This window comes from Bradyrhizobium sp. SZCCHNS1050 (genome assembly GCF_032484785.1).
Classification (GTDB): domain Bacteria; phylum Pseudomonadota; class Alphaproteobacteria; order Rhizobiales; family Xanthobacteraceae; genus Bradyrhizobium.
This window is the reverse complement of the sequence record NZ_JAUETR010000001.1, coordinates 989390-1013181: the sequence shown is the minus strand read 5'-3', so window position 1 is coordinate 1013181 and position 23792 is coordinate 989390. Positions and strand designations below refer to the sequence as shown.

Genomic DNA, 23792 nt, shown 5'->3' with positions numbered 1-23792 from the left:
CCCGCTGAACAAGTCTGATCCGGACCGGTGTGACCCCGGCCAAGCAGGAGCTTAGAATGGCAATGGATGAGATCGTCGACGGCCTCTCGGAGGTGTCCTGCGACGTGCTGGTGATCGGCGGCGGCACCGCCGGCCCGATGGCCGCTCTGAAGGCCAAGATGAAGAATCCGAAGGCCAACGTCGTTCTGCTGGAGAAGGCGAACGTCAAGCGCTCCGGCGCGATCTCGATGGGCATGGACGGCCTGAACAACGCCGTCATCCCCGGCTATGCAACGCCGGAGCAATACACCAAGGAGATCACGATCGCCAATGACGGCATCGTCGATCAGAAGGCGGTCTACAAATACGCCCAGAGCTGCTACGGGATCATCGAGGAGCTCGACAGCTTCGGCATCCGCTTCCTCAAGAACGAGAACGGCGACTATGCCGTCAAGAAGGTGCACCACATCGGCACCTACGTGCTGCCGATGCCGAACGGCGAGACCGTCAAGAAGGCGCTGTACCGGCAACTGCGCCGCGCACGCATCCTGATCTCCAACCGCTACATGGCGACGCGGCTCTTGAAGTCGAGCGATGGCCGCATCGCCGGCGCCGTCAGCGTCAACACTCGCACCGCCGAAATGCTGGTGATCAAGGCCAAGGCCGTCATCCTGTGCATGGGCGCGGCGGGACGGCTCGGCCTGCCGACCTCGGGCTACATGTTCGGCACCTATGAGAATGCGGCCAATTCCGGCGATGGCTATGCGATGGCCTATCACGCGGGCGCGGCGCTCGCCAATCTCGAATGCTTCCAGATCAATCCGCTGATCAAGGACTACAACGGTCCGGCCTGCGCCTATGTCGCCGGTCCCTTCGGCGCCTATACCGCCAACAACGAGGATCGCCGCTTCATCGAATGCGACTATTGGTCGGGCCAGATGATGCTGGAATTCTACAACGAGCTGCTGTCCGGCAAGGGGCCGGTGTTCCTGCAGCTCAAGCACCTGCACGACAAGACCATCGAGGAGATCGAGCACACCCTGCACAAGGTCGAGCGGCCCACGCGGGGGCTGTTTCAGGAGGGCCGCGGCGTCGACTACCGCAAGGAATCGATCGAGATGCACATCTCGGAGATCGGCTTCTGCTCCGGCCACAGCGCGTCGGGCGTGTTCGTCGACGACAATGCCCGCACGACCGTCCCCGGGCTCTATGCGGCCGGCGACATGGCCAGCGTTCCGCACAACTATATGTTGGGCGCATTCACCAACGGTTCGTTCGCCGGGCTCGACGCGATGGAGTTCGCCGACAATCATGATTTCGGCGACATCGATGCCGCCGAGATCGCGCTGGAGCGCGAGCGCGTGCTTGCGCCGACCAAGCGCGAGGATGGCATTCCGCCGAACCAGATCGAGTACAAGACGCGGCGCCTGGTCAACGACTATCTGCAGCCGCCGAAGGTGACGCGGAAGTACGAGCTCGGGATGCGCCGGCTCGCCGAGGTCCGCGAGGACATGCAGGAGCGCATGATCGCACGCAACGCGCATGAACTGCTGCGCGCACTGGAGGTACAGTCGATCATGGATTGCGCGGACATGGCCGCCCATGCCTCGCTGTTCCGCGAGGAGAGCCGTTGGGGGCTCTATCACTGGCGCACCGATTTTCCGGAGAAGGACAACGAGAACTGGTTCTGTCACACGCTGCTGAGCAAGCTGGACGGCCGCATGACCAGCGAGAAGCGGGCGGTGCAGCCCTATGTCGTGCCGATCGCGGACGATGAGAAGGACCTCTACGACAAGCAGCGCATCCGCGCCAGCGCCTGACGATCAGAAGGAGAACGAGACATGCCTCTTGCGACCTATCAGACGTCGGTCCCGGTCGTCGTTGACGACGCCAAATGCATCGCCGACAAGGGCTGCACGGTCTGCGTCGACGTCTGCCCGCTCGATGTGCTCCGGATCAGCGACATGACCGGCAAGGCCTTCATGGCCTATGATGAATGCTGGTACTGCATGCCCTGCGAGGCGGATTGCCCGACCGGCGCCGTCACCGTCAACATTCCCTATCTGTTGAGGTGATCATGTCGAGCCCGTTCGAATCCTACGACGATCTCGACGACGCCGACGAGCGGCTCGGCGCCGCCGATCCGGCGGAGCGGCGGGTCGCGATCATCGCGTTGGGACATTCCGGCGATCCCGCCGCGGTCGCGCATCTGGCGAAGATGGTCGCCGATCCCGACGCCGGCGTGCGCCAGCAGGTCGCCATGGCGCTCGGCGAGTTCGACGGGCCGGAGGCGGCGGAGGCGCTGGTCCAATTGCTCGTCGATCCCGAGCGGATCGTTGCATCGGCAGCCGCCGACAGTCTCGCCGAGTTCAAGGATCCCGCTTCGGCCGACGCCATCCTGCCGCTGGTGAAGCATGCCCACGCCTTCGTCCGGATGGGCGCGTTGCGCGCGCTGAAGGAGCTGCGGCGCAAGGACACGCTCAAGCCGGCGCTGGAGGCGCTGCAGGATCCGGATGCCGCGGTCCGCGTGCAGGCGATCGGCGTCATCGGCTTCCTCAAGCTCGAGGAGTCGATTCCGGCGCTGACGGCGCTGATCAGTGATCCCGATGCGCATGTCCGGCGCGCGGCGGTCAGCGCGCTCGCCTTCTCGCACATGAAGATCGCCGCGGAGACCATCACACGCGCGCTCAAGGATTCCGACTGGATGGTGCGGGAGATGGCGGCCGAGACGCTCGGGCTCAACGTCAATGGTGCAGTCGCCGCCGATCCGTTGATCGCCTGCCTGGCGGATGAGTTCTGGCAGGTGCGCCTGAAGGCGATCCGCAGCCTCGGACGCATGAAGGTGCCGCATGCGGTGCGGCCGATCGGCCAATGCATCACCCACGAGCAGGCCAATCTGCGCAAGGAGGCGGCGGCTGCGCTCGGCGAGATCGCTGCGCCCGACGGCGAGCCGTACCTCGCGCTGGTCGCCGACGATCTCGATCCCGACGTGCGCAAGAATGCGAGATGGGCGCTGCACCAGATCGCGGCGAGCAAGGCGAGAACCGGCGCGTAATCGCGCGCCGGCCACGAGCGTTCCCGACCGCATGGCGGACCGGGCGGTCAGCCAGATGACGAGCCTTGCGACGATCATGTCGCGGCCGATCGCGCGCGAGCCCCGCAGGGCCGCGCGCCGCACGTTCTCGTGCGCCCCACGTCCCGTTCTGGACGGCTCCCGGATTGTCTGACAGAAACGTCGGACGCATCCATCGGGCATCATGACCGCTGCAGCGCAAACGGAGAGAGGGGCCGGTCAGTCCGGCCCTGGTGACACGCCTCCATTGCCGACCGGCTGTCGCGCGGCCGCGAGGGGATGCGCCGTGCCGAGGTCTGATATGACCCGCGGACGAGCTGCAAAGAGAAGCCGGAGAGCTGCCATGAACGCCAATGTCAAACTGCCTGCCGCCAAGGGCGTCTTCATCGACAACAAGTGGCAGCCCGCGCAGTCGGGCCGCAGCATTGCGATGCTGGCGCCGGCGACCGGACAGGTGATCGCCTCGATTGCCGCCGGTGACGCGGCCGACATCGATCTTGCCGTGGCGGCGGCGCGCCGCGCGCTGGAAGGCCCGTGGGGCCGGCTCGCCGCGGTGGACCGCGGGCGCCTGTTGTCGAAGCTCGGCCGCCTCGTCGAGGACAATGCCGAGGAGCTGGCGAAGCTCGAAGCGGCCGATACCGGCAAGCCGATGAAGCAGGCCAAGGCGGACGTCGTCGCCGTCGCGCGCTATTTCGAATATTACGGCGGCGCCGCCGACAAGGTGCATGGCGACACCATCCCGTTCCTCGACGGCTTCTTCGTCACCACGGTGTACGAGCCGCTCGGCGTCACCGGCCACATCATTCCCTGGAACTATCCGGGCCAGATGTTCGGTCGCACCGTCGCGCCGGCGCTGGCGATGGGCAACGCGACCGTGATCAAGCCGGCCGAGGAGGCCTGTCTGGTGCCGCTGCGTCTTGCCGAGCTCGCGGCGGAAGCCGGCTTCCCGGCCGGTGCGATCAATGTCGTGCCGGGTCTTGGCGAGGAGGCGGGTGCGGCGCTGTCGGCGCATGACGGCATCGATTTCATCTCCTTCACCGGCAGCCCGGAGGTCGGCACGCTGGTGCAGACGGCGGCCGCGAGGAACCACATCGGCTGCACGCTCGAACTCGGCGGCAAGTCGCCGCAGATCGTGTTCGCCGACGCCGATCTCGATGCCGCGCTGACCTCGGTGGCCGCGGCGATCGTGCAGAACGCCGGCCAGACCTGCTCGGCCGGCTCGCGCGTGCTGGTGGAGCGCTCGATCTGGGACCGCTTCCTGGCCGACCTCACGCTCCGCTTCGAGAAGATCACGGCCGGCACGCCGGAGATGGATCTCGATCTTGGTCCGGTCATCAGCGCGGTCCAGAAGACGCGGATCGAAAACATGCTGGCGCGTGCCGAAAGCGGCGGCGCCAGGCGCGTGGCGACCGGCAGGATCGCCGAGGGCGTGCCGAGCGAGGGCTTCTATGTGGCGCCGGCGCTGTATCAGCACGTCGCGCGCGACTCCGAGCTGGCGCGCGAGGAGGTGTTCGGTCCGGTGCTGGCGGCGATGCCGTTCGACGACGAGGCCGACGCCGTCAGGCTCGCCAACGCCACCGATTTCGGCCTGGTCGCCGGCGTCTGGTCGGGCGACGGCTCGCGAGCGATGCGCGTCGCGCGCAAGGTCAAGGTCGGCCAGATGTTCGTCAATGGCTACGGCGCCGGCGGCGGCATCGAGCTGCCGTTCGGCGGCATGAAGAAATCGGGACACGGCCGCGAGAAGGGTTTCGAGGCGCTGTACGAGCTTGCCGCGATGAAAACCTTGATCGTCAAGCACGGCTAGCGGATTCGCATCTCCGATCAATTCCGCCGTGTGGACGTCACTGACAATGCCGCCCGGCGTTGTTGTTGTCAGTCCGCGCGGCGAGGCGCCAGAGCATGATCCGGGAAAGTGGAAGCCGGTTTTCCCTCGCGACAAACGCCGAAGGCGTTTGCGCGGAGATCATGCGCAAACAACGAGATGACATCAGGGTTTGCAGAAGGAGACGAGTGGATGAGCGACGAAAAAGAACTGTTCGAGAAGGGCCTGAAGGTGCGCCGCGAGGTGCTCGGCGCGGCCTATGTCGATGGCAGCCTCGCCAAGGCCGACGACTTCATGATGGCCTTCCAGCACATCACCACCGAAATGTGCTGGGGCTATGCCTGGACCCGGCCAGGACTGGATCGCCGCACCCGCAGCATCATCAATCTCGCGATGCTGACCGCGCTCAGCAAGCCGAGCGAGCTGAAGCTGCACGTCAAGGGCGCGCTCACCAACGGCGTCACGGTCGACGAGATCAAGGAGATCCTGCTGCACGCGACCGTCTATTGCGGCATTCCCGCGGGCCTCGAGGCGTTCAAGGCCGCGCATGAGGTGCTGGTCGCGGAAGGTGCCATCGCCAAGAAGGACGGCGCATGAGCGCGCCGCAAAAGGTCCTGTTCGTCGGCATCGGCAACATGGGCTGGCCGATGGCCGCGCGCCTGCTCGGCGCCGGCTTTGCGGTCGCCGTCAATGACGCCGTGCCCGGGCGGGCTGCTGAGTTCGTCGCCAAGGTCGGCGGTGTCGAGGCCGGCGACCTCGCGGCCGCGGCGGGGCAGGCGGATGTCATCATCACGATGCTGCCGACTAGCAAACATGTCGCGGACGCCGTCGGCGCGCTGCGCGCCGGCCTGACGCGCGATCACATCGTCATCGACATGAGCTCCGGCGCGCCGGCGGCGACGCAGGCGATCGCCGCCGATCTCGCCCCGCTCGGCGTCACCATGCTCGATGCGCCGGTCAGTAGCGGCGTGCCGCGCGCCGTGACCGGCGAGCTCGCGATCATGGCCGGCGGCGAGCCGGGCGCGCTCGACCGCGTCGAGCCGCTGTTGCGCGCCATGGGCACCACGATCCACCGCATCGGCGGCCTCGGCTCGGGCCAGGCGATGAAGGCGCTCAACAACCTCGTCTCGGCCGGTGGCTTCCTGATCGGCGTCGAGGCGCTGCTGATCGGCCAGCAGTTCGGCATCGACCCCGGCCTGATGACCGACGTGCTCAACGCCTCGACCGGCATGAACAACTCGACGCAGAAGAAGTTCAAGCAGTTCGTGCTGTCGCGCCAATTCAACAGCGGCTTCGGGCTCGACCTGATGGTGAAGGACCTGTCGATCGCGCTCGAGGTCGCGCGTGCCGCCGGCGTCGCCGCGCCGTTCTCCAACCTCTGCCGCGAGCTCAGCGCCAGCGCGCAGGGGATGCTCGGACCCGGGCAGGATCACACGGCGCTGGCGAAGCTGAGCGAGGCGCTGGCCGGCGTCGAGCTGAAGGGGTGACTGGTACTACTGCGTCGCAACCACCGTCATTCCGGGGCAAGGCCGCGGGCCTTGAACCCGGAATCTCGAGATTGTTTTGCGTCCACACCTGACAATTTCCAGATTCCGGGTGACGGCGGAAACTGCAACTGCTGAGATCCGCGTGACGCAGTCGGATTAACCCTGGCGCCGCAGGAACCCGGTGATCGTCACCTTCTCCCAGATCCCGGCCGCGGCAAACGGGTCGGCGCGGTTGAACGCTTCGACCTCGGCGCGGCCGGGAGCCTCGACCAGGAACAGGCTGCCGATCATCGTCGAACCATCGTCGGAGACGAGCGGGCCGGACATCACGATGGTGACGGGCAGGCGGGCGCTGTCACCGAGATAGGCCTTGTGCGCGTCGTAGTTGGCAAGCCGGACCGGCAGCGCGTCCCGCTTGTCGAGCGCGTGAATCGCAAACAGCATGAATTCTCTCCGCAAGTTGAAGCAGGACGGCTGCGTGCCGTCCTGCTTCCGGACTGATGGCTGATCCTATTTCGCGCTGAGCTTGCCTGCATCCTCGAAGCTCGGGCAGGTGCGCTGCTCCAGCGACACGTCGAACGGCTGATAATTGTCCTTGGTGATGACGGTCGGTTTCAGCACGATCTCGTTGATGACGGGCTGGCCGCGCAATGCGCGGACGGCCATCATGGTGCCGAGGCAGCCCTGGGCGAAGCCGTTGTAGTCGCCGCTGGCGAGCAGCTTGCCGGACTTGATGGCGTCGATCGCCTCCTTGGTGCCGTTGATGCCGATCACCTGCGCCTTGCGGCCGGCGCCGTCCAGCGCCTCGATCGCGCCGACCGCCATGGCGTCGTTGGCGGCGAGCACGCCGTCGATCTGCGCATTGGACTGCATCAGGTTCTCCATCACCTGCAGGGCCTGCAGGCGCTGATAGTTGCCGGGCTGCGACGCCAGCAGCTTGGCGCCGGGGTTCTCCTTGAGCGCGTCGTTGAAGCCGCGGACGCGGTCGACATTGGTCAGCGAGCCCTTGACGCCTTCGATGATGACGATGTTGCCCTTGCCGCCGAGCGTCTTGAGCAGGAAACGTCCGGTCTCAAGGCCCAGGCTGTAGTCGTCGGCGCCGACGAAGGCGACGAACTTGCCGCCGGCGGAGCGGTCGGTGATGTTGACGACGGGGATCTTGGCGTCGTTGATCTTCTCGACCCCGGGCACCATCGCCTTGTAGTCGACCGGCGTGAACACGATCGCGCTCGGCTTCTTCACCACGACGTCCTCGATCTGGCTGAGCTGCTCGGGGATCGAGTCCGGCTTGGTCGGGATGTAGTGCAGGATCTTGGCGTTGAGGACCTTCGCCATGTTGTCGGCGCCGACGCGCACCGTCTGGAAGAACGGATTGGTCTGGTTCTTGGTGAAGACGGCGATGGTCTCGCCGTCGGCCCGGGCCTGCGTCACGCCAGCGGCGATCAGCAGTGACAGAGCGAGGCAGCATGTGGTCCGATGTTGCATGTCGTTTCCTTCCCTCGTTTTTTGGTTGTCTTCCAAGGTTCATTGCGCCGGGCGCCGGGTCTTCATGTCGAGCCAGACGGCGACGATCACGATGATTCCGGTGACGAGCGGCTGCCAGTTGGCGCTGATCGCGAGCAGGTTCATGCCGTTCAGCACCAGCGTCAGGATCAGGGCGCCGATGAAGGTGCCGAACACCGTGCCGACGCCGCCGAACAGCGAGGTGCCGCCGATCAGCACCGCGGCAATGGCCGGCAAGGTCAGGCTCTCGCCGATGTCGGCTTCGGCGGAGTTGAGCCGCGACAGGAAGATGATGGAGGCGAGCCCGGCCATGGTGCCGGAGACGGTGTAGACGAGCAGCAGCCGGCGCGCGACCGGAATGCCGGACAACCGGGCCGCGACCGGATTGGCGCCGATCGCGTAGATCTCCTGGCCCCAGATCGTGCGTTGCGCGAAGAACGTTCCGATCGCGAGGAACACCAGCAGCAGATAGACCGGGATCGGCAGCCCGAGCAGATAGCCGCTGCCGATCTGGCGGAAGCCCGCGGGAAAGCCGTGGATCGTCTCGCCCGCCATGTACCAGTAGGTGACGCCGTTCAGCACCCAGAGCATGCCGTAGGTGGCGATGAAGGAGGGGATGCGCAGCGCCGTGACCATGAAGCCATTGAGGAAGCCGACGCTGCCGCCGGCGAGCAGCCCGGTCAGGATCCCGAGTGCGGGCGAGCCGGTCTGATGGATCACGGTGCCGGCGAGACACGCCGACAAGGCAACGTTGGCGCCGACCGACAGATCGAGGCCGGCGGTCAGCACCACCAGGGTGAGGCCGGAGGCGATGAAGAAGGTCAGGCTCGCCTGCCTGAGCACGTTGAGGATGTTGCCCAGGCTGAGGAAGGAGTCGCTCAGCACGGTCAGCGCCGCGCAGATCAGCAGCGCGGCGAGCATCCGATAGAACACCTGCGCGGCGTTCTGCGACAGGAGCGAGCGCGGCGGCGGCAGCGTGTCCTTGGCGATGTCGGTCATGACCGGCTCCGCAGGCCGTCGAGGAACATCGCGATGATGACCAGCGCGCCGACGCTGGCAACCTGCACCGAGGACGGCAGCGACACCAAATTGAGACCGTTGCGCAGCACGCCGACGGCGACGACGCCGAGCACGGTGCCGAGCAGCCAGCCATTGCCGCGCTCGAACGAGGTGCCGCCGACCGCGACCGCCGCGATGGCGTCGAACTCCATCCCGAGCCCTGCGGTCGGATGTCCCGAATTCATCCGCGCGGTCATCAGCAGACCGGCGATGCCCGCCATCGTGCCGCCGATCGCGTAGACCGCGATCAGGAGTCGTGTCGGCGACAGGCCGGCATAGCGCAGCGCTTCGCGATTGCCGCCGAGCGCGAAGATGTAGGTGCCGAACCTGGTGTGATAGAGCAGGCCGTGAAACGCAGCGTAGGTCAAAAGCCCCATCACGATCGGCACGGGGATGCCGAGCAGCGTCGCCGAATAGATGTCGCGCACGCCGTGGGGAATTCCGACCACGCTCTGGCCGTCGCTCACGATCAGCGACAGGCCCTGCGCCATGCCGAGCGTGGCGAGGGTGGCCACGAACGGCGGAATCCCGACGATCGCGACCAGCCAACCATTGACGGTGCCGAACGCCGCGCCGACCAGGACGGCGGCGCCCAGGCCGAGCAGCACGGACTTGGTCGCGAGCGAGACGATGGCGACGCAGAGCGAGGTCAGCGTCAGCACCGCGCCCATCGAGAGGTCGAGCCCTTCGGTCATGATGATCAGGGTCATCGGCAGCGCGAGCATGGTCAGGATCGTCGACTGCACCAGCACGTTGGACAGGTTCGCGGCCGACAGGAAGCCCGGCGCGATCGCGCCGAACAGCGCGATCAACAGCACCAGCACGATCGCCACGCCCGGGATGCGCTGCAGCGTTCGGAGCGGCGCGACGATGGTGGCGTCACTCATCATGCATCCCCAGTCGCACGATATTCTCCTCGGTCAGCTCGCTGCGCGCCAGGTGCCCGGCGATGCGGCCTTCGCGCATGACATAGGCGCGGTCGCAGACGTGGCAGATCTCGATCTGCTCGGACGAGATCATCAGCGCGGCCGCGCCATCGGCGACCAGCCGGTCGATCAGCGCGAAGATCTCGGACTTGGCGCCGACGTCGATGCCGCGCGTCGGCTCGTCGAAGATGAACAGCCTGGCGCCTGCCGCCAGCCACTTGCCGATCACGACCTTCTGCTGGTTGCCGCCGGAGAGCAGGCCGACCGTCTGCCGCGCATTCGGTGTTGCGATGCGCAATTGCCGGATCAGCCCGTCCGCCGTGCGCTGTGCGCCGCGGGGATCGTAGAGCCCGCTGGGAAACAGCTTCTTCAGCGCCGAGACCACGAGGTTGTCGCCGACCGAGCGCAGCAGCGCCAGGCCCTCGCTCTTGCGGCTCTCGGGGATCAGCGCGATGCCGCGGCGGGCCGCGATGTCGGGCTCGCCCGCGATCGGCTTGCCGTCGAAGATGATCTCGCCTTCGCTGACGGGATCGGCGCCGAAGATCGCGCGCGCCACCTCGGTGCGGCCGGAGCCGACGAGACCGCACAGGCCGACGATCTCGCCCCGCCGCACCTCGATGTTGATGTCGGCAATGCCGGTCGGCGCGCTCAGTCCCCTGACCTCGAGCACGAGCTCGCCGGGCGTTGCCGCGAAATGGCGTGGATAGCTCATGTCGATAGTGCGCCCGACCATCATGCGCACGAGCTGGTCGGGGGTGACGTCGGCGGGCCTGATATCGTCGATGCGGCGGCCGTCGCGCAGCACGGTGATGCGGTCGCCGAGCGCGAACACCTCGGCCATGCGGTGCGAGATGTAGACGATGGCGACGCCGTCCGCCTTCAGCCGCCTGATCAGTGCGAACAGCAGCTCCGCCTCGCGGTCGGACAGCGCCGCGGTCGGTTCGTCCATCACAAGGATCCGCGCGTTCTGGCTGATCGCCTTGGCGATCTCGACCATCTGCTGCTGCGCGACGCCGAGCGTGTCGACGATGACAGAGGGATCGATGTCGAAACCGATGCTGTCGAGCACGCGCTTGGCGTCGGCCAGGATCTTGCGGCGATCGATGGTGCCGGGGAGCCGGCCTCTGGGTTCGCGGCCGAGATAGATGTTCTGCGCGATGTCGAGGAACGGCACCAGCGAGAATTCCTGGAAGATGACGGCGATGCCGAGCTTCTGCGCGTCGGCCGTCGATGATATCTCGACCTTCTCGCCCTTATAGGTGATCTCGCCCGCATCGGCGCTGTAGGCGCCGCACAGCACCTTCATCAGGCTGGACTTGCCGGCGCCGTTCTCGCCGAGCAGCATGTGGACCTCGCCCGGGTAGATGGTGAACGAGACGTCGTCCAGCGCCTTGACGCCGGGAAACGACTTGCTGATGCCGCGCAGCTCCAGCAGCGGCGCGGGCGATGGAGCTGCGATGGCGGCTGCCGCGGTCATGCGTGCGCTCCGCCGGCAAAGATCTTGCCCGGATTCATCAGGCCCTCGGGATCGAGCGCGGCCTTGATGGCGCGCATTACCGCGACGGCCTCGCCGAGCTCGTCCCGGAGATAGTCGACCTTGCCGAGGCCGATGCCGTGCTCGCCGGTGCAGGTGCCGTCCATCGCGATCGCGCGCGCCACCATGCGCGCCTGCAGCGCCTTGGCGCCGGCGAGCTCGTTCTCATCGTTGGGATCGACCAGGATCAGCATGTGGAAGTTGCCGTCGCCGACATGGCCGACGATCGGCGCAAGGAAACCGTTGACGTCGGCGTCCCGGTGCGTCTCGGTCAGGCATTCGGCCAGCCGCGAGATCGGCACGCAGACATCGGTGATGACGGCGCGCGCGCCGGGCCGCAGGCCCAGTCCGGCATACAGCGTGTTGTCGCGCGCGTGCCACAGCCGGCTGCGGTCCTCGGCCGCCTTCGCCCAGGCGAAGCCGCGGCCGCCATGCTCGGTCGCGATCGCTTCGGCGGTCTGCGCCTGCTCGGCGACGGCGGCCTCGGAGCCGTGGAATTCCAGGAACAGGGTCGGCGTCTCCCGGTAGCCGAGCTTGGAATAGGCGTTGATGCCGCGCATCATGACGTCGTCGACGAGCTCGATGCGGGCGGCGGGGACGGCCGACTGGATCAGCGTGATCGCGGTGTCGACCGCGTCATGCAGGGTGGGGAAGCTGCAGGTCGCGGCCGAGATCGCCTGCGGCACGGGATGCAGCTTCAGCGTGATCTCGGTGATCACGCCGAGCGTCCCCTCCGCGCCGACGAACAGCCGGGTCAGGTCGTAGCCGGCGGCGGATTTGCGCGCACGCTTCGCGGTGCGGATCACCCTGCCGTCGGCCAGAACCACCTCCAATGCGAGGACGTTGTCCTTCATGGTGCCGTAGCGCACCGCCATGGTGCCGGAGGCGCGGGTCGAACTCATGCCGCCGATCGAGGCGTCGGCGCCGGGATCGATCGGAAAGAACAGGCCGGTCGTGCGCAGCTCCGTATTGAGCTGCTTGCGCGTGATGCCGGGCTGCACCACGACGTCCATGTCGGCGTCGTGCACGGCCAGCACCTTGTTCATGCGGGCGAAGTCGAAACAGACCCCACCCGCGACAGCCGCAGCGTTGCCTTCGAGCGACGTGCCGGCGCCGAACGGCACGATCGGCATGCCGGCCTCGGCGCACAGCCTGACGATGTCGGCGACCTCCTGCGTCGTCTCGGGAAACACGACGATGTCGGGCGGCATCGCCGGATAGTATGACTCGCTGCGGCCGTGCTGATCCAGCACGCCGCGCGCGAGACTCGCGCGTGGTCCGATCAGGCTCGAAAGCCGCTCGGCCAATGCGCCGGTGCCGACCCGCAACTCCATCGTTCCTCCCGTCCGCTTCCTCGACGATACCGGACTCTTGACGGTCCTTGTCGTCCGCTCAGCTCAAACCTGATTGGCGCGCGCCGCAAGCCGTTTCAGGCCGAAATCATAGTTGAGATGGAAATATCCCTGCGCCACCATGCGGCCATCTGGCGCACGACCCGGCGGGCAGCGCGCGAAGTCGCGGATCAGGCTGTCCTTGACGCCGAACACGACGTCGGAATCGAGATACTGATCACCGGCGACGAACACATGCGTCACCAGCCGTTCGAAGCCCGGCGCCGAGATCATGAAATGCACATGTGCCGGCCGCCACGGATGCCGTCCCTGCGCTGCCAGCATGTCGCCGACCGGCCCGTCATTGGGGATCGGATAGGCGGCGGGCTTGATCGACCAGAAATGGAAGCGGCCGTCGCCGTCGGTGTGGAAGCGCGCGCGCATGGCGAGATCGCCGATCTGCTCGAGCCGTTGCACGTCGTAATAGCCGTCGTCGTCGGAGTGCCAGACGTCGACCACGGCGCCTGCGAGCGGCGCGCCGTCCGCGCTCGACACCGAGCCGGTCACCAGCAGCGGATCGCCCTTCATCGGGCCCGAGATGTCGTCGCCGTTGGCGCGTTCCGGCGCCGCCTGGACGAAGAAGGGGCCGAGCACCGTGGTCTCGGTGGCGCCTTCCGGCACCGGATGATTGATGGCGTCGACCAGCATCGAAACGCCGAGCGTGTCCGACAACAGGATGAACTCCTGGCGCTTGTCGTCGCACATCCGGCCGGTGCGGGTCAGGAAGTCGATCCCGTATTCCCATTCCTGCTGGGTCGGACGGACCTCGCGCACGAAGGCATGGAGATGGCGCACCAGCGCCGCGCTGACCTGTTTGATCCGCGCATCACGCGCGCCCGCCAGGCGTTCGAGCACGGCATCTGTGATCGTGGTCTCGTTGAAGTTGCGCAAGAGGCGGCTCCTTTCAGAGGGGCTCGCCGAGCCCGGACAGCCGTTCGACATGCCGGACGGTGGCGAGGAAGTCGGTTGCGGCATCGCCCTGTGCGATCAGCGCGGCATAGGTCTCGCGCACCTGCGCCGCGAGCTGCAGCGGCACGCCGACGGCGTGGCCGGCGCCGAGAATGAGATCGAGATCCTTGGCCATCTGCGCGCAGGAGAACGTGGCGGCAAAGTCGCGTGCCAGCAGCGGCGCGGTCTTGTACTTCACCATCGGCGAGGCGACCGCGCTGTCGTGCAGCACCTGCAAGATGTCCGGCCAGGCGATGCCGCCCTTGCGTGCCAATGCGAGGCTCTCGGCCATCATCGCCGCGGTCGTCGCGATCATCAGGTTGACGGCGAGCTTGGCGTAGCGTGCCTCTTCCGCCGCACCCAGATAGGTCTGCGCGCGTGTGAAGCTTGCCAGCAGCGGCGTGATCCGCGCGAAGGCCGCTTTCGGTCCGGATACGAAGCAGGTCAGCTCGCCGGTGTGGGCGATGCTGGCATTGCCGGAGATCGGCGTGCGCAGATAAGCGACGTCGCGGGCGGCCGTGGCGGCATCGACCTCGCTCGACGCATCGACGCCCACGGTGCTGGTCTCGATCAGGATCGCGCCGGTCGCCATGGCTGCGATCAGTCCGTTGCTGCCGAGCATCGCCGCGCGCAGTGCGGCGTCGTCGGGCAGCGACGAGATGACCACGGCATGGTCGCGCACCGCCTCCGTCGCGGACGACGCGGCGGCCATGCCGAGCGCACGTGCCTCATCGAGCCGGGCGGCGTTGGGATCGAACGCGGTGACGTCATAGCCGGCCTTGGCAAGCCGCGCCGCGATCGGCAGGCCGATCTTGCCGATGCCGATGAAGGCGAGGCGCTTATCAGGAAATGACATCGATGCCGTCCGTTGCTTGCTTCACGTGCCGGGCCCGCGGCCGGGCAGGCCGTCGAAGGTGAACGCCTCCGTCACGCGCGGGGCGCTGCAGCGATGGGATAATCGACCTGGAAGCGGCCGATCCTGAGGTCGCCGAGCTCCTCGCGCACGCGCAGGTGCTCGGGATGCGAGGCATAGGCCCGCAGCGCGGCGCTGCTGGCAAATTCGGAGAACAGGACGACGTCGCAGGCATAGTCGACGTCGCTGACATCGAGACCGACCTCGATGTGGGTCAGGCCGTCGATGCGGCCCTTGAGGCCCTCGAACAGGGTTTTGACCTTGAGCCGGGCCGCCGCGCGCTCGGCGGCCGTCTCGGCGCGCAGCCGCCACATCACGATGTGCCTGATCGGCCCCGTCATTCCAGCGTCCTCACCTGAGCTTTGTTCTTGGGCTTTGTTCTTGTCGGACGATTTTGCCTTGCAGGAAATGGAAATAAAGGCCAAAAATTGTAACTCTGTTTTCCGCTCAGCGTAACAATGGACCGTCTGCTCCAGCTCGAGGTGTTTTCCCGGACGGCCGAGCTGGGCAGCCTGTCCAAGGCCGCCGAGTCCTTACGGATGTCCAACGCCGCGGCGAGCCGGCATCTCAGCGCGCTGGAGGAACGGCTCGCGGTGCGCCTGATCGAGCGCAACACGCGCCGTCTCTGGCTGACCGAAGCCGGGCAGGAGCTGCTGCAGCGCTGCGGCCCGCTGCTCAACGAGCTGGCCGAGGCCGAGGATGCCGTCAGCGATCGCGCGCTGTCGCCGCAGGGCATGCTGCGCGTCACCAGCTCGCTGTCGTTCGCGACGATCTATCTCGCGCCGATGCTGCCGGCGTTCCGCGCGATGTATCCGAAGCTGAACCTGCAGATCATCGCCGCCAACCGCTATCCGGATTTCATTGAGGCGGGCATCGACGTGGCGATCCGCACCCGCGAGCATGAGCCGGACTCGGGCATCGTCGTCCGTCGCATCGGGCAGATGCGGCGCGTGCTGGCGGCGGCGCCGTCCTATCTCGCGAGCCGTGGCTGTCCCGTCGTTCCCGGTGATCTCGTGCGCCACGACATGCTGATCTACAATCTTGCCAATGATCCGTATTCCCTGTCCCTGCGCAACGGCGCGACAGCCCAGAGCATTCGGATCGCGCCGACGCTCGACAGCAATGACGGCCAGGTGATCAAGGGGGCGGCGCTTGCCGGGCTCGGCATCCTGATCCAGCCGCTCTACATCGTGCAGAGCGACATTCTGGCCGGCAGGCTGGTGCCGGTCCTGCTCGACTGGGAGCTGCCGCTCTTGACGATGAACATCGCCTACCAGAACCGCGTCAGGCTTCCGGCCAAGATCAGGGTGTTCGCCGATTTCCTCGTCGACCACATCCGCGCCCATTCCGACCCGGGGATCTGGATCGAGCCGCCCAAGCCGGATTGAGCCGATGCCCGCGTGCGGGGGGAGGGCGGATCATGTTCTGAGAAAAATAATTATCTTGCTATTTTTCGGAAATCGTGGTCTCTTGCATGCAACCCGCCTCGAGCAGAGGGACGTACGCGTCGTCACGAACGTGGAGGCGGGCTGCGATGGACGTGACGGCTGTGCCAGACGAGCGCAGGCGGCACGGACGGCGAAGTCGTGTGGTCCTGGCCTCTCGATGCTGAGGTCAAGTCCGTGGTCGTTGCTTGACGGCACGCGCGGGCGATGGGGGCAAGAAAGCCGATCCCCAGGGAGAGCACGAAGGACACCGTTAACACCGTCGCGCGGGGAAGGCCGGGTCTGTCCGGCTGTACCTGTGGTACCTGCCGCCTGCATTCTTTTGAGCAGGCGGGCCACGGGCCTCAGCCGAGGTCCGGCCTTCCTCGCGCCCTCTCGTTGTTCAGAGGGACACGACGAATGCATCACTCGGGTCTCACCAGCCGCGAGACGGCGAGATCGTGTCTCGTTGGCCAACGGCGCCAACCCAATCCTCATGGCGTCGTCCCGGACAAGCGCGCACCGCGTGCGCCGATCCGGGACCGAAAACTCCAGGGAGGCGTGCGAGGCACGATGGTCGACCGATCCCGCCCGGCCACATCCGCCGGTGGCTATGGGTCCCTGCGCAAGGCCGGGACGACACCGAAAGGTGCGGCGGGCGACACGGGCAAAGGAGGCCCATCTTGATTGAGCGATGCTTGCGAAAGGCCAGGGGCGATGCCTCCCCGAACGACCGCCCTCGATCCGTAAAAACTCGGATAAAAATCTAAATACCTAGAATTATCAATGACTTGTGACTGTCATCCGACTGTCATCGAACCTTTATAAAAGCCACACTGAGGCCCCGTAAAGCGGCCGGGGAAGCGCAATCGGGCGCAGATGGCGCTTCGCTTCCCAAGCATGGAGACCAGCTATGAATTTCATCAAAGCTATCGTCGCTGCCGGCTTGGTCGCCGCATCGACGTCGGCGTTCGCTGCCGACATCACCGGTGCGGGCGCGACGTTCCCGTTCCCGATCTATTCCAAGTGGGCCGACGCCTACAAGAAGGAGACCGGCAACGGTCTGAACTATCAGTCGATCGGCTCCGGCGGCGGCATCAAGCAGATCCAGGCCAAGACCGTCACCTTCGGCGCCACCGATGCGCCGCTCAAGGCCGAGCAGCTCGAGAAGGACGGCCTGGTGCAGTGGCCGATGGTGATGGGCGGCATCGTGCCGGTCGTCAACCTCGAGGGCGTGAAGCCGGGCGAGATGGTGCTGGACGGCGAGACGCTCGCCAACATCTATCTTGGCAAGATCACCAAGTGGGATGACGCCGCGATCAAGAAGCTGAACCCCAACGTCAAGCTGCCGTCCGACGCGATTGCCGTGGTGCGCCGCTCCGACGGTTCGGGCACGACCTTCAACTTCACCTACTACCTCTCCGAGGTGAGCGCCGACTGGAAGAGCAAGATCGGCTTCAACACCGCCGTCGAGTGGCCGGTCGGTGTCGGCGCCAAGGGCAACGAGGGTGTGTCCGGCAACATCGGCCAGACCAAGAACTCGATCGGCTATGTCGAGTACGCCTATGCCAAGCAGAACAAGCTCACCTACACCGGCATGATCAACAAGGCCGGCAAGACCGTGCAGCCGACCGTCGAGGCCTTCCAGGCCGCGGCCGCGAATGCCGACTGGGCCAAGGCCCCGGGCTACTACGTGATCCTCGCCAACCAGCCCGGCGACAAGTCCTGGCCGATGACGGCGGCGACCTTCATCCTGATGCACAAGGAGCCGGCCGACAAGGCGGCGTCCGGCGAAGCCATCAAGTTCTTCAAGTGGTCGTTCGAGAAGGGCGCCAAGATGGCTGAGGAGCTCGACTACATCCCGATGCCCGACAGCGTCGTGAAGCTGATCGAGAAGACCTGGTCGGCCGACATCAAGAGCTGAGCTGGACGAATCGAAAATCCCCCTCTCCCGGCCTCCGGGGGAGGGGCGCTACCGGGGTTGAGGCGTGTCCAAGGAACAGGGGGCAGAATTGGCAGAGATGGCGGTTCAGACCGAAGTCAGCGATATCGCGGCTGCTGCCGGCCCCTATGACCGGGCACGCGCGCTCAGCGCCTTCAAGCTCGGCGACGTGACCTTCTATTGGATCACGCGGCTGTCCGCGATCTCCGTCCTGTTGATCCTGGGCGGCATCATCCTGTCGCTCATCGTCGGCGCATGGCCGGCCATGAGAGAATATGGCTTCGAATTCCTGTGGACGCGGCGCTGGGCGCCGTCGGCCGATCCGCCGGTGCTCGGGGCGCTCGGCCCGATCTACGGCACCTTGGTCACGTCCTTCATCGCGATGCTGATCGCCATTCCGGTCGGTCTGGGCATTGCGATCTTCCTCACCGAGCTGTGCCCGCAATGGCTGCGCCGTCCGATCGGACTTGCCATCGAGCTGCTCGCCGGCATTCCTTCGATCATCTACGGCATGTGGGGCTTCTTCGTGCTGGGGCCGTTCCTGGCCTATACGTTCCAGCCGTTCATGATCAATCTCTGCGCCGGCATCCCCGTGCTGCAGGACATCTTCGCCGGTCCGCCGTCCTATCTCAGCCTGTTCAACGCCTCGCTGATCCTGGCGATCATGGTGCTGCCGTTCATCACCTCGATCTCGGTCGACGTGTTCAAGACGGTCCCGCCGGTGCTGAAGGAAGCCGCCTACGGGGTCGGCTGCACCACCTGGGAGGTCGTGCGCAGCGTCGTCATTCCCTACACCCGTGTCGGCGTGATCGGCGGCGTCATGCTGGCGCTGGGACGTGCGCTCGGCGAAACGATGGCGGTGACCTTCATCATCGGCAACTCGTTCCGGATCTCATCCTCGATCTTCGCACCGGGCACCACGATCTCGGCCGCCATCGCCTCCGAATTCCAGGAGAGCGACGGGCTGCACCAGTCGAGCCTGATCCTGCTCGGCCTGCTGCTGTTCGTGCTCACCTTCTTCGTGCTGGCGAGCGCGCGGCTGATGCTCATGCGGCTCGAAGCCAAGGCGGGAAAATAAGCCATGTCCAGCGCTGACACGCTTACACTCGATGCGCCGGTCAATCCGATCTATGCGCGCCGGCGCCGCAGAGACATCGTGATCCGCGGCCTCTGCGTTGCCGCCGCGATGTTCGGCGTCACCTGGCTGGCGCTGATCCTGTTCACGCTGTTCTATAACGGACTCGCCGGCCTCAGCCTGCAGGTTTTTGCCGCCGACACGCCACCGCCCGGCTCCAGCGAAGGCGGCCTGCGCAACGCCATCGTCGGCTCCTTGATCATGACGATCATCGGCGTCGGCATCGGCGCGCCGCTCGGCCTGTTTGCCGGCACCTATCTCGCCGAATACGGCCGCAACGACCGCCTGACCTCGGTGATCCGCTTCATCAACGACATCCTGCTGTCGGCGCCCTCGATCATCATCGGCCTGTTCATCTATGGTGCGGTCGTGGTGCCGATGGGCGGCTTCTCGGCACTCGCGGGTTCCCTTGCATTGGCGGTCATCGTGATCCCGGTGGTGCTGCGCACCACCGAGGACATGCTGCTGCTCGTGCCCAACCCGCTGCGCGAGGCGGCGTCTGCGCTCGGCCTGCCGCGCTCGCTGGTGATCCGCCGCATCGCCTATCGGGCGGCGCGCTCGGGCCTCATCACCGGCGTGCTGCTGGCGACCGCCCGCGTCGCCGGCGAGACCGCGCCTCTGCTGTTCACCGCGCTGTCGAACCAGTTCTGGAGCCTCAACCTTTCCAAGACGATGGCGAACCTGCCCGTCACCATCAACAATTTCGTCCAGAGCCCTTATGCCTACTGGAAACAACTGGCCTGGAGCGGAGCCCTTCTCATCACTCTGGCCGTGCTCGCCCTGAACATCGGTGCACGCATTCTCGGCGCCGAGAGGAACACCAAATGACCGAACTGTCCGTCTCCGTCAGTCAGCCCAATCACGCTCTTCACGGCAAGGCGCTTCCGGATGCGCCGGCCAAGGTGACCGCGCGCAACCTCAACTTCTACTACGGCGACCATCACGCGCTGAAGAACATCAACCTGTCGCTGGGCACCAACCGCGTCACCGCGTTCATCGGCCCGTCCGGCTGCGGCAAGTCCACGCTGCTGCGCATCTTCAACCGGATGTACGATCTCTATCCGGGGCAGCGGGCGACCGGGCAGCTGATGCTCGACAACACCAACATCCTCGATCCCAAGCTCGATCTGAACCTGCTGCGTGCCCGGGTCGGCATGGTATTCCAGAAGCCGACGCCGTTCCCGATGACGATCTACGAGAACATCGCCTTCGGCATCCGCCTCTATGAGAAGATCTCCAAGTCGGAGATGGACGACCGGGTCGAGAAGGCGCTGCGCGGCGGCGCGCTGTGGAACGAGGTCAAGGACAAGCTCAACGCCTCGGGCCTGTCGCTGTCCGGCGGCCAGCAGCAGCGGCTGTGCATCGCGCGTACCGTGGCGGTCCGGCCGGAGGTGATCCTGTTCGACGAGCCGTGCTCGGCGCTCGATCCGATCTCGACCGCCAAGGTCGAGGAGCTGATCCAGGAACTCGCCGAAAACTATACGATCGCCATCGTGACGCATAACATGCAGCAGGCGGCGCGCGTCTCCGACAAGACCGCCTTCATGTATCTCGGGGAGCTGATCGAGTTCGACGACACCAGCAAGATCTTCACCTCGCCGAGCGATCGGCGGACCCAGGATTATATCACCGGCCGGTTCGGCTGACGCCGACGACATTGTCTTCAGGAGATCATCATGGCCAGTGAACATACCGCCAAGGCGTTCGACAGCGATCTGCAGGACCTCACCCGTCTGGTATCGGAGATGGGCGGCCTCGCGGAGCGGCTGATCGTCGATTCCGTCGATGCGCTGGTGCGGCGCGACATCGCGCTCGGCCAGAAGGTGGTCGCCACCGACGCCGAGGTCGACAAGCTGCAACGCATCATCGAGGAGCGCGCCGTTCTTACCATCGCCCGGCGACAGCCGATGGCGGTCGACCTGCGTGAGATCGTCGGCGCGATGCGCGTGGCGACCGATCTGGAGCGTATCGGCGATCTCGCCAAGAACATCGGCAAGCGCGTCGCGGCGCTGGAGAGCGACTTCCATCCGCTGAAGCTGATCCGCGGGCTCGAGCACATGACCGATCTCGTGCAGTCGCAGGTCAAGACGGTGCTGGACGCCTATGCCGCGCACGATTTGCCGGCGGCGATGACGGTGTGGAAGGGCGATGAGGAAGTCGATGCCATCTGCACCTCGCTGTTCCGCGAGCTCCTGACCTACATGATGGAGGATCCGCGCAACATCTCGTTCTGCATCCACCTGATGTTCTGCGCCAAGAATATCGAGCGCATCGGCGATCACGCGACCAACATCGCCGAGACGGTGTTCTATATGATCGAAGGCCAGCAGATCATGGACAAGCGCCCGAAGGGCGACATGACGAGCTTCGCATCGACGATCCCCGGCAACTGAGAGAGACGGTTCAGACATGGGCGCCCGAATTCTGGTGGTGGAGGACGAGGAGGCGCTGACGACGCTGCTGCGCTACAACCTCGAGGCCGAAGGCTACGAGGTCGAGACCGTGGCGCGCGGCGACGAAGCCGACACGCGCCTGAAGGAGCGTGTTCCCGATCTCGTCGTGCTCGACTGGATGCTGCCGGGCCTGTCCGGCATCGAGCTGTGCCGCCGCCTGCGGGCGCGGACCGAGACCCGGCAGTTGCCGATCATCATGCTCACCGCACGCGGGGAGGAGAGCGAGCGCGTGCGCGGCCTCGCGACCGGCGCCGACGACTACATCGTCAAGCCGTTCTCGGTGCCGGAGCTTCTGGCGCGGGTGAAAGGCCTGCTGCGGCGGGCGAGTCCGGAGCGGCTGGCGACCGTGCTGTCCTATGGCGACATCGAGCTCGACCGCGAGAAACGCCGCGTGGCGCGCTCGGGGCGGCCGATCGATCTCGGTCCGACCGAATACCGCCTGCTCGAGTTCTTCCTGGAGCATCCCGGCCGCGTGTTCAGCCGCGAGCAGCTGCTCGACAGTGTCTGGGGCCGCGACATCTACATCGACGAGCGCACCGTCGACGTCCATATCGGCCGCCTGCGCAAGCTGCTCAATCCCGGCCGCGAGCAGGACCCGATCCGCACCGTGCGCGGCGCCGGTTATGCGCTCGATGATCGCTTCGCCAAGAGCGAGCAGGTGTAAGGGGCGATCGGGCGTGAGGACGCAGCAGGTGTGAGACGCGAGGCGGCCCGATTGAGGAGATCGCGGTCCGCTTTCCGCCACGCCGCCGCCGTCTTGATCGTGTCTGCTTCGTGGCCCGTCACGATGTTTCGGTCCCAGCGGACGCCCTTGATCAAGACCATCATCATATCTCTTGCCGTGCTGCTCGGCGGCGCGGCGGGCGCCACGGCCGCCGAGCTCGAAGACGCGGTCGCGGCGGCAGGCAACGGGCAGCATGCGGCGGCGATGCGACGGCTGCTGCCGCTGGCCGCCAAGGGCGATGCGCGGGCGCAGTTCGACGTCGGCTTCATGCACGCCTTCGGCTGGGGCCAACCGCGCAACCCCGCCGAGGCGCTGGCGTGGTACCGCAAGGCCGCCGATCAGGGGCTCGCTGTCGCGCAACACTATCTCGGCATCGCCTACGTCAACGGCGAAGGTGTTGCGAGCAATTACGGCGAAGCCGGCCGCTGGTTCAGCCGCGCCGCGGCGCAGGGCTTCGCCCAGTCGCAATACATGCTCGGCCTGATGCTGCTCGACGGCCGCGGTGTGAAACAGGACGTCGTGCAGGGCTATGCCTGGCTGGTGATGGCGGGCCGTAGCGGCGTGCGATCGGCCGGCCGCGACGTGCAGCGGGTCAAGTTGACCGAGCCGCAGCGCGTCCAGGCCCAGAGTGCCATTGCGGCCTGGCGGCCGAAGCCGGAATCGGCGGAGGCCGGCATCGCCGCTCCGCGTCCGGAGCAACTGCTCGGGCTCGACCGCCACATCGGCGAGGTCGTCGATCCCACCTCGTGGCCGGCGTCGTCGATCGGCGTCGTCACCGTCGCGCAATACTCGACCGGCGGCTGGTGCACCGGCACGCTGGTCGCGCCGCGCGTCGTGCTCACCGCGGCGCATTGCGTGTTCAACGGCGTGGCGCAGGTCAGCCCCGGCAACGTCCGCTTCCTGGCCGGCATGAACAGGGGCACGCCGGCGGCATCGTCGGTCGCCGACAAGCTGATCGTGGCGCCCGATTTCGTCCCGACCCGGCACGACAGATGGTCGCTCGACCGCTCGCCCGCCGATTGGGCACTGATCGTGCTGAAGGACGCGCTGCCGTCGAAGCCGGTTGAGGTCAGGGCGCTGACGCGCGAGGAATTGCAGGCTGCGACCACGGCCGGAACCATCTCCGAGATCGGCTATGGCCAGGAGCGGCGCTATTCGCCGACCGGCCAGCGCAATTGCAGCGCCGGCATGACCAAGGACGAGATGCTGCTGACGGTGCATTGCCTCGCCAATTTCGGCTATTCGGGCTCCCCCATCATGGCCGACGTCGGCGGACAGCCGGCCGTGGTCGGCATCTTCTCGGCGTTCCACGAGGAGACCCGGCTGATGTTCGCCGCCCCCGCGAGCCAGTTCGAGGCGGTCGTGCGGCGCGAGATCACGGCACAGAGTGCCTCGATGCGGTGAGCGAAGGAGGGGCGAGAGAAGAAGATGTCCCGCCGCTGGTCATGATCTGTGCGTGACTGGATAGCGGGTTGCCAA

Annotated in this window: 22 protein-coding genes and 1 pseudogene; 14 read left to right on the top strand and 9 right to left on the bottom strand. The window is 66.3% G+C overall.

Going from position 1 to position 23792, the window contains the following annotated elements; genetic code table 11:
* Positions 1 to 56: 56 nt before the first annotated feature.
* From QX094_RS04770 to QX094_RS04745, 6 genes are all read left to right on the top strand, one after another.
* A complete protein-coding gene (locus tag QX094_RS04770; RefSeq protein WP_316184073.1) occupies positions 57 to 1799 on the top strand; it encodes a fumarate reductase/succinate dehydrogenase flavoprotein subunit in 1743 nt (580 codons plus the stop codon).
* 21 nt (positions 1800 to 1820) lie between these two features.
* Positions 1821 to 2054 (top strand): ferredoxin family protein, encoded by a 234-nt coding sequence (locus QX094_RS04765; protein ID WP_006609939.1) that lies wholly within the window; start codon positions 1821 to 1823, stop codon positions 2052 to 2054.
* A gap of 2 nt (positions 2055 to 2056) precedes the next feature.
* Positions 2057 to 3034 (top strand): HEAT repeat domain-containing protein, encoded by a 978-nt coding sequence (locus QX094_RS04760; RefSeq protein ID WP_315825319.1) that lies wholly within the window; start codon positions 2057 to 2059, stop codon positions 3032 to 3034.
* 361 nt (positions 3035 to 3395) lie between these two features.
* Positions 3396 to 4856 (top strand): aldehyde dehydrogenase family protein, encoded by a 1461-nt coding sequence (locus tag QX094_RS04755; protein WP_316184072.1) that lies wholly within the window; start codon positions 3396 to 3398, stop codon positions 4854 to 4856.
* Between the two features lie 210 nt (positions 4857 to 5066).
* On the top strand, positions 5067 to 5471 hold the full coding sequence (locus QX094_RS04750; protein ID WP_315713518.1) for a carboxymuconolactone decarboxylase family protein: 405 nt from the start codon (positions 5067 to 5069) through the stop codon (positions 5469 to 5471).
* Positions 5468 to 6361 carry an NAD(P)-dependent oxidoreductase gene (locus tag QX094_RS04745; RefSeq protein ID WP_316187658.1) on the top strand — a complete coding sequence of 298 codons (894 nt, stop codon included), beginning with the start codon at positions 5468 to 5470 and terminating at the stop codon, positions 6359 to 6361. Before QX094_RS04750 ends, QX094_RS04745 begins: the two co-directional genes overlap by 4 nt.
* A gap of 156 nt (positions 6362 to 6517) precedes the next feature.
* On the opposite strand, the gene QX094_RS04740 is transcribed toward QX094_RS04745, so the two are convergent.
* The 9 genes and pseudogenes from QX094_RS04740 to QX094_RS04700 all read right to left on the bottom strand — a co-directional run bounded on the left by QX094_RS04740 (position 6518) and on the right by QX094_RS04700 (position 14976).
* Positions 6518 to 6805: a YciI family protein gene (locus QX094_RS04740; protein WP_315752359.1), complete on the bottom strand. Its 288-nt coding sequence runs from the start codon at positions 6803 to 6805 to the stop codon at positions 6518 to 6520.
* Positions 6806 to 6871: 66 nt separating this feature from the next.
* Positions 6872 to 7846: a sugar ABC transporter substrate-binding protein gene (locus tag QX094_RS04735; RefSeq protein ID WP_316187657.1), complete on the bottom strand. Its 975-nt coding sequence runs from the start codon at positions 7844 to 7846 to the stop codon at positions 6872 to 6874.
* 39 nt (positions 7847 to 7885) lie between these two features.
* Positions 7886 to 8863, bottom strand: coding sequence for an ABC transporter permease (locus QX094_RS04730; protein WP_316165903.1), 978 nt, complete (start codon positions 8861 to 8863; stop codon positions 7886 to 7888).
* The gene (locus tag QX094_RS04725; RefSeq protein WP_316165905.1) at positions 8860 to 9810 is read right to left on the bottom strand and encodes an ABC transporter permease; all 951 of its coding nucleotides are present in this window, start codon (positions 9808 to 9810) and stop codon (positions 8860 to 8862) included. Before QX094_RS04725 ends, QX094_RS04730 begins: the two co-directional genes overlap by 4 nt.
* Complete coding sequence (locus tag QX094_RS04720; RefSeq protein WP_316187656.1) at positions 9803 to 11326, bottom strand: sugar ABC transporter ATP-binding protein; 1524 nt, start codon at positions 11324 to 11326, stop codon at positions 9803 to 9805. Before QX094_RS04720 ends, QX094_RS04725 begins: the two co-directional genes overlap by 8 nt.
* Positions 11323 to 12717 carry an FAD-linked oxidase C-terminal domain-containing protein gene (locus tag QX094_RS04715; RefSeq protein ID WP_316187655.1) on the bottom strand — a complete coding sequence of 465 codons (1395 nt, stop codon included), beginning with the start codon at positions 12715 to 12717 and terminating at the stop codon, positions 11323 to 11325. Before QX094_RS04715 ends, QX094_RS04720 begins: the two co-directional genes overlap by 4 nt.
* Before the next feature lie 63 nt (positions 12718 to 12780).
* Complete coding sequence (locus QX094_RS04710) at positions 12781 to 13665, bottom strand: intradiol ring-cleavage dioxygenase (protein WP_315769609.1); 885 nt, start codon at positions 13663 to 13665, stop codon at positions 12781 to 12783.
* A 13-nt stretch (positions 13666 to 13678) separates the two neighbouring features.
* Positions 13679 to 14581 (bottom strand): annotated as a pseudogene (locus QX094_RS04705) (NAD(P)-dependent oxidoreductase); the annotation flags it as partial.
* 68 nt (positions 14582 to 14649) lie between these two features.
* Entirely contained in the window at positions 14650 to 14976 is a 327-nt protein-coding gene (locus QX094_RS04700) for a Dabb family protein (RefSeq protein WP_315713510.1), read from the bottom strand.
* Positions 14977 to 15093: 117 nt separating this feature from the next.
* On the opposite strand from QX094_RS04700, the gene QX094_RS04695 reads away from it, so the two are divergent.
* From QX094_RS04695 to QX094_RS04660, 8 genes are all read left to right on the top strand, one after another.
* The gene (locus QX094_RS04695; RefSeq protein WP_315752365.1) at positions 15094 to 16023 is read left to right on the top strand and encodes a LysR family transcriptional regulator; all 930 of its coding nucleotides are present in this window, start codon (positions 15094 to 15096) and stop codon (positions 16021 to 16023) included.
* Between the two features lie 949 nt (positions 16024 to 16972).
* Positions 16973 to 17983, top strand: coding sequence for a phosphate ABC transporter substrate-binding protein PstS (gene pstS, locus QX094_RS04690; RefSeq protein ID WP_315713508.1), 1011 nt, complete (start codon positions 16973 to 16975; stop codon positions 17981 to 17983).
* A gap of 97 nt (positions 17984 to 18080) precedes the next feature.
* The gene (gene pstC, locus QX094_RS04685; protein ID WP_315713507.1) at positions 18081 to 19079 is read left to right on the top strand and encodes a phosphate ABC transporter permease subunit PstC; all 999 of its coding nucleotides are present in this window, start codon (positions 18081 to 18083) and stop codon (positions 19077 to 19079) included.
* Positions 19080 to 19082: 3 nt separating this feature from the next.
* On the top strand, positions 19083 to 19964 hold the full coding sequence (pstA, locus tag QX094_RS04680; protein ID WP_315713506.1) for a phosphate ABC transporter permease PstA: 882 nt from the start codon (positions 19083 to 19085) through the stop codon (positions 19962 to 19964).
* On the top strand, positions 19961 to 20782 hold the full coding sequence (gene pstB / locus QX094_RS04675; RefSeq protein WP_315713505.1) for a phosphate ABC transporter ATP-binding protein PstB: 822 nt from the start codon (positions 19961 to 19963) through the stop codon (positions 20780 to 20782). Before pstA ends, pstB begins: the two co-directional genes overlap by 4 nt.
* A gap of 30 nt (positions 20783 to 20812) precedes the next feature.
* Positions 20813 to 21529, top strand: a complete 717-nt coding sequence (phoU, locus tag QX094_RS04670) for a phosphate signaling complex protein PhoU (protein WP_315713504.1) — start codon at positions 20813 to 20815, stop codon at positions 21527 to 21529.
* A 16-nt stretch (positions 21530 to 21545) separates the two neighbouring features.
* Positions 21546 to 22253 carry a phosphate regulon transcriptional regulator PhoB gene (phoB, locus tag QX094_RS04665; protein WP_315713503.1) on the top strand — a complete coding sequence of 236 codons (708 nt, stop codon included), beginning with the start codon at positions 21546 to 21548 and terminating at the stop codon, positions 22251 to 22253.
* 147 nt (positions 22254 to 22400) lie between these two features.
* Positions 22401 to 23717, top strand: coding sequence for a trypsin-like serine protease (locus tag QX094_RS04660; RefSeq protein ID WP_316184062.1), 1317 nt, complete (start codon positions 22401 to 22403; stop codon positions 23715 to 23717).
* Positions 23718 to 23792: the final 75 nt, after the last annotated feature.

Excerpts from the sequence above, each read along its gene's own strand:
- QX094_RS04770 (WP_316184073.1), top strand. The coding sequence starts at position 57 with ATGGCAATGGATGAGATCGTCGACGGCCTCTCGGAGGTGTCCTGCGAC.
- QX094_RS04765 (WP_006609939.1), top strand. The coding sequence starts at position 1,821 with ATGCCTCTTGCGACCTATCAGACGTCGGTCCCGGTCGTCGTTGACGAC.
- QX094_RS04760 (WP_315825319.1), top strand. The coding sequence starts at position 2,057 with ATGTCGAGCCCGTTCGAATCCTACGACGATCTCGACGACGCCGACGAG.
- QX094_RS04755 (WP_316184072.1), top strand. The coding sequence starts at position 3,396 with ATGAACGCCAATGTCAAACTGCCTGCCGCCAAGGGCGTCTTCATCGAC.
- QX094_RS04750 (WP_315713518.1), top strand. The coding sequence starts at position 5,067 with ATGAGCGACGAAAAAGAACTGTTCGAGAAGGGCCTGAAGGTGCGCCGC.
- QX094_RS04745 (WP_316187658.1), top strand. The coding sequence starts at position 5,468 with ATGAGCGCGCCGCAAAAGGTCCTGTTCGTCGGCATCGGCAACATGGGC.
- QX094_RS04740 (WP_315752359.1), bottom strand. The coding sequence starts at position 6,805 with ATGCTGTTTGCGATTCACGCGCTCGACAAGCGGGACGCGCTGCCGGTC.
- QX094_RS04735 (WP_316187657.1), bottom strand. The coding sequence starts at position 7,846 with ATGCAACATCGGACCACATGCTGCCTCGCTCTGTCACTGCTGATCGCC.
- QX094_RS04730 (WP_316165903.1), bottom strand. The coding sequence starts at position 8,863 with ATGACCGACATCGCCAAGGACACGCTGCCGCCGCCGCGCTCGCTCCTG.
- QX094_RS04725 (WP_316165905.1), bottom strand. The coding sequence starts at position 9,810 with ATGAGTGACGCCACCATCGTCGCGCCGCTCCGAACGCTGCAGCGCATC.
- QX094_RS04720 (WP_316187656.1), bottom strand. The coding sequence starts at position 11,326 with ATGACCGCGGCAGCCGCCATCGCAGCTCCATCGCCCGCGCCGCTGCTG.
- QX094_RS04715 (WP_316187655.1), bottom strand. The coding sequence starts at position 12,717 with ATGGAGTTGCGGGTCGGCACCGGCGCATTGGCCGAGCGGCTTTCGAGC.
- QX094_RS04700 (WP_315713510.1), bottom strand. The coding sequence starts at position 14,976 with ATGACGGGGCCGATCAGGCACATCGTGATGTGGCGGCTGCGCGCCGAG.
- QX094_RS04695 (WP_315752365.1), top strand. The coding sequence starts at position 15,094 with ATGGACCGTCTGCTCCAGCTCGAGGTGTTTTCCCGGACGGCCGAGCTG.
- pstS (WP_315713508.1), top strand. The coding sequence starts at position 16,973 with ATGAATTTCATCAAAGCTATCGTCGCTGCCGGCTTGGTCGCCGCATCG.
- pstC (WP_315713507.1), top strand. The coding sequence starts at position 18,081 with ATGGCGGTTCAGACCGAAGTCAGCGATATCGCGGCTGCTGCCGGCCCC.
- pstA (WP_315713506.1), top strand. The coding sequence starts at position 19,083 with ATGTCCAGCGCTGACACGCTTACACTCGATGCGCCGGTCAATCCGATC.
- pstB (WP_315713505.1), top strand. The coding sequence starts at position 19,961 with ATGACCGAACTGTCCGTCTCCGTCAGTCAGCCCAATCACGCTCTTCAC.
- phoU (WP_315713504.1), top strand. The coding sequence starts at position 20,813 with ATGGCCAGTGAACATACCGCCAAGGCGTTCGACAGCGATCTGCAGGAC.
- phoB (WP_315713503.1), top strand. The coding sequence starts at position 21,546 with ATGGGCGCCCGAATTCTGGTGGTGGAGGACGAGGAGGCGCTGACGACG.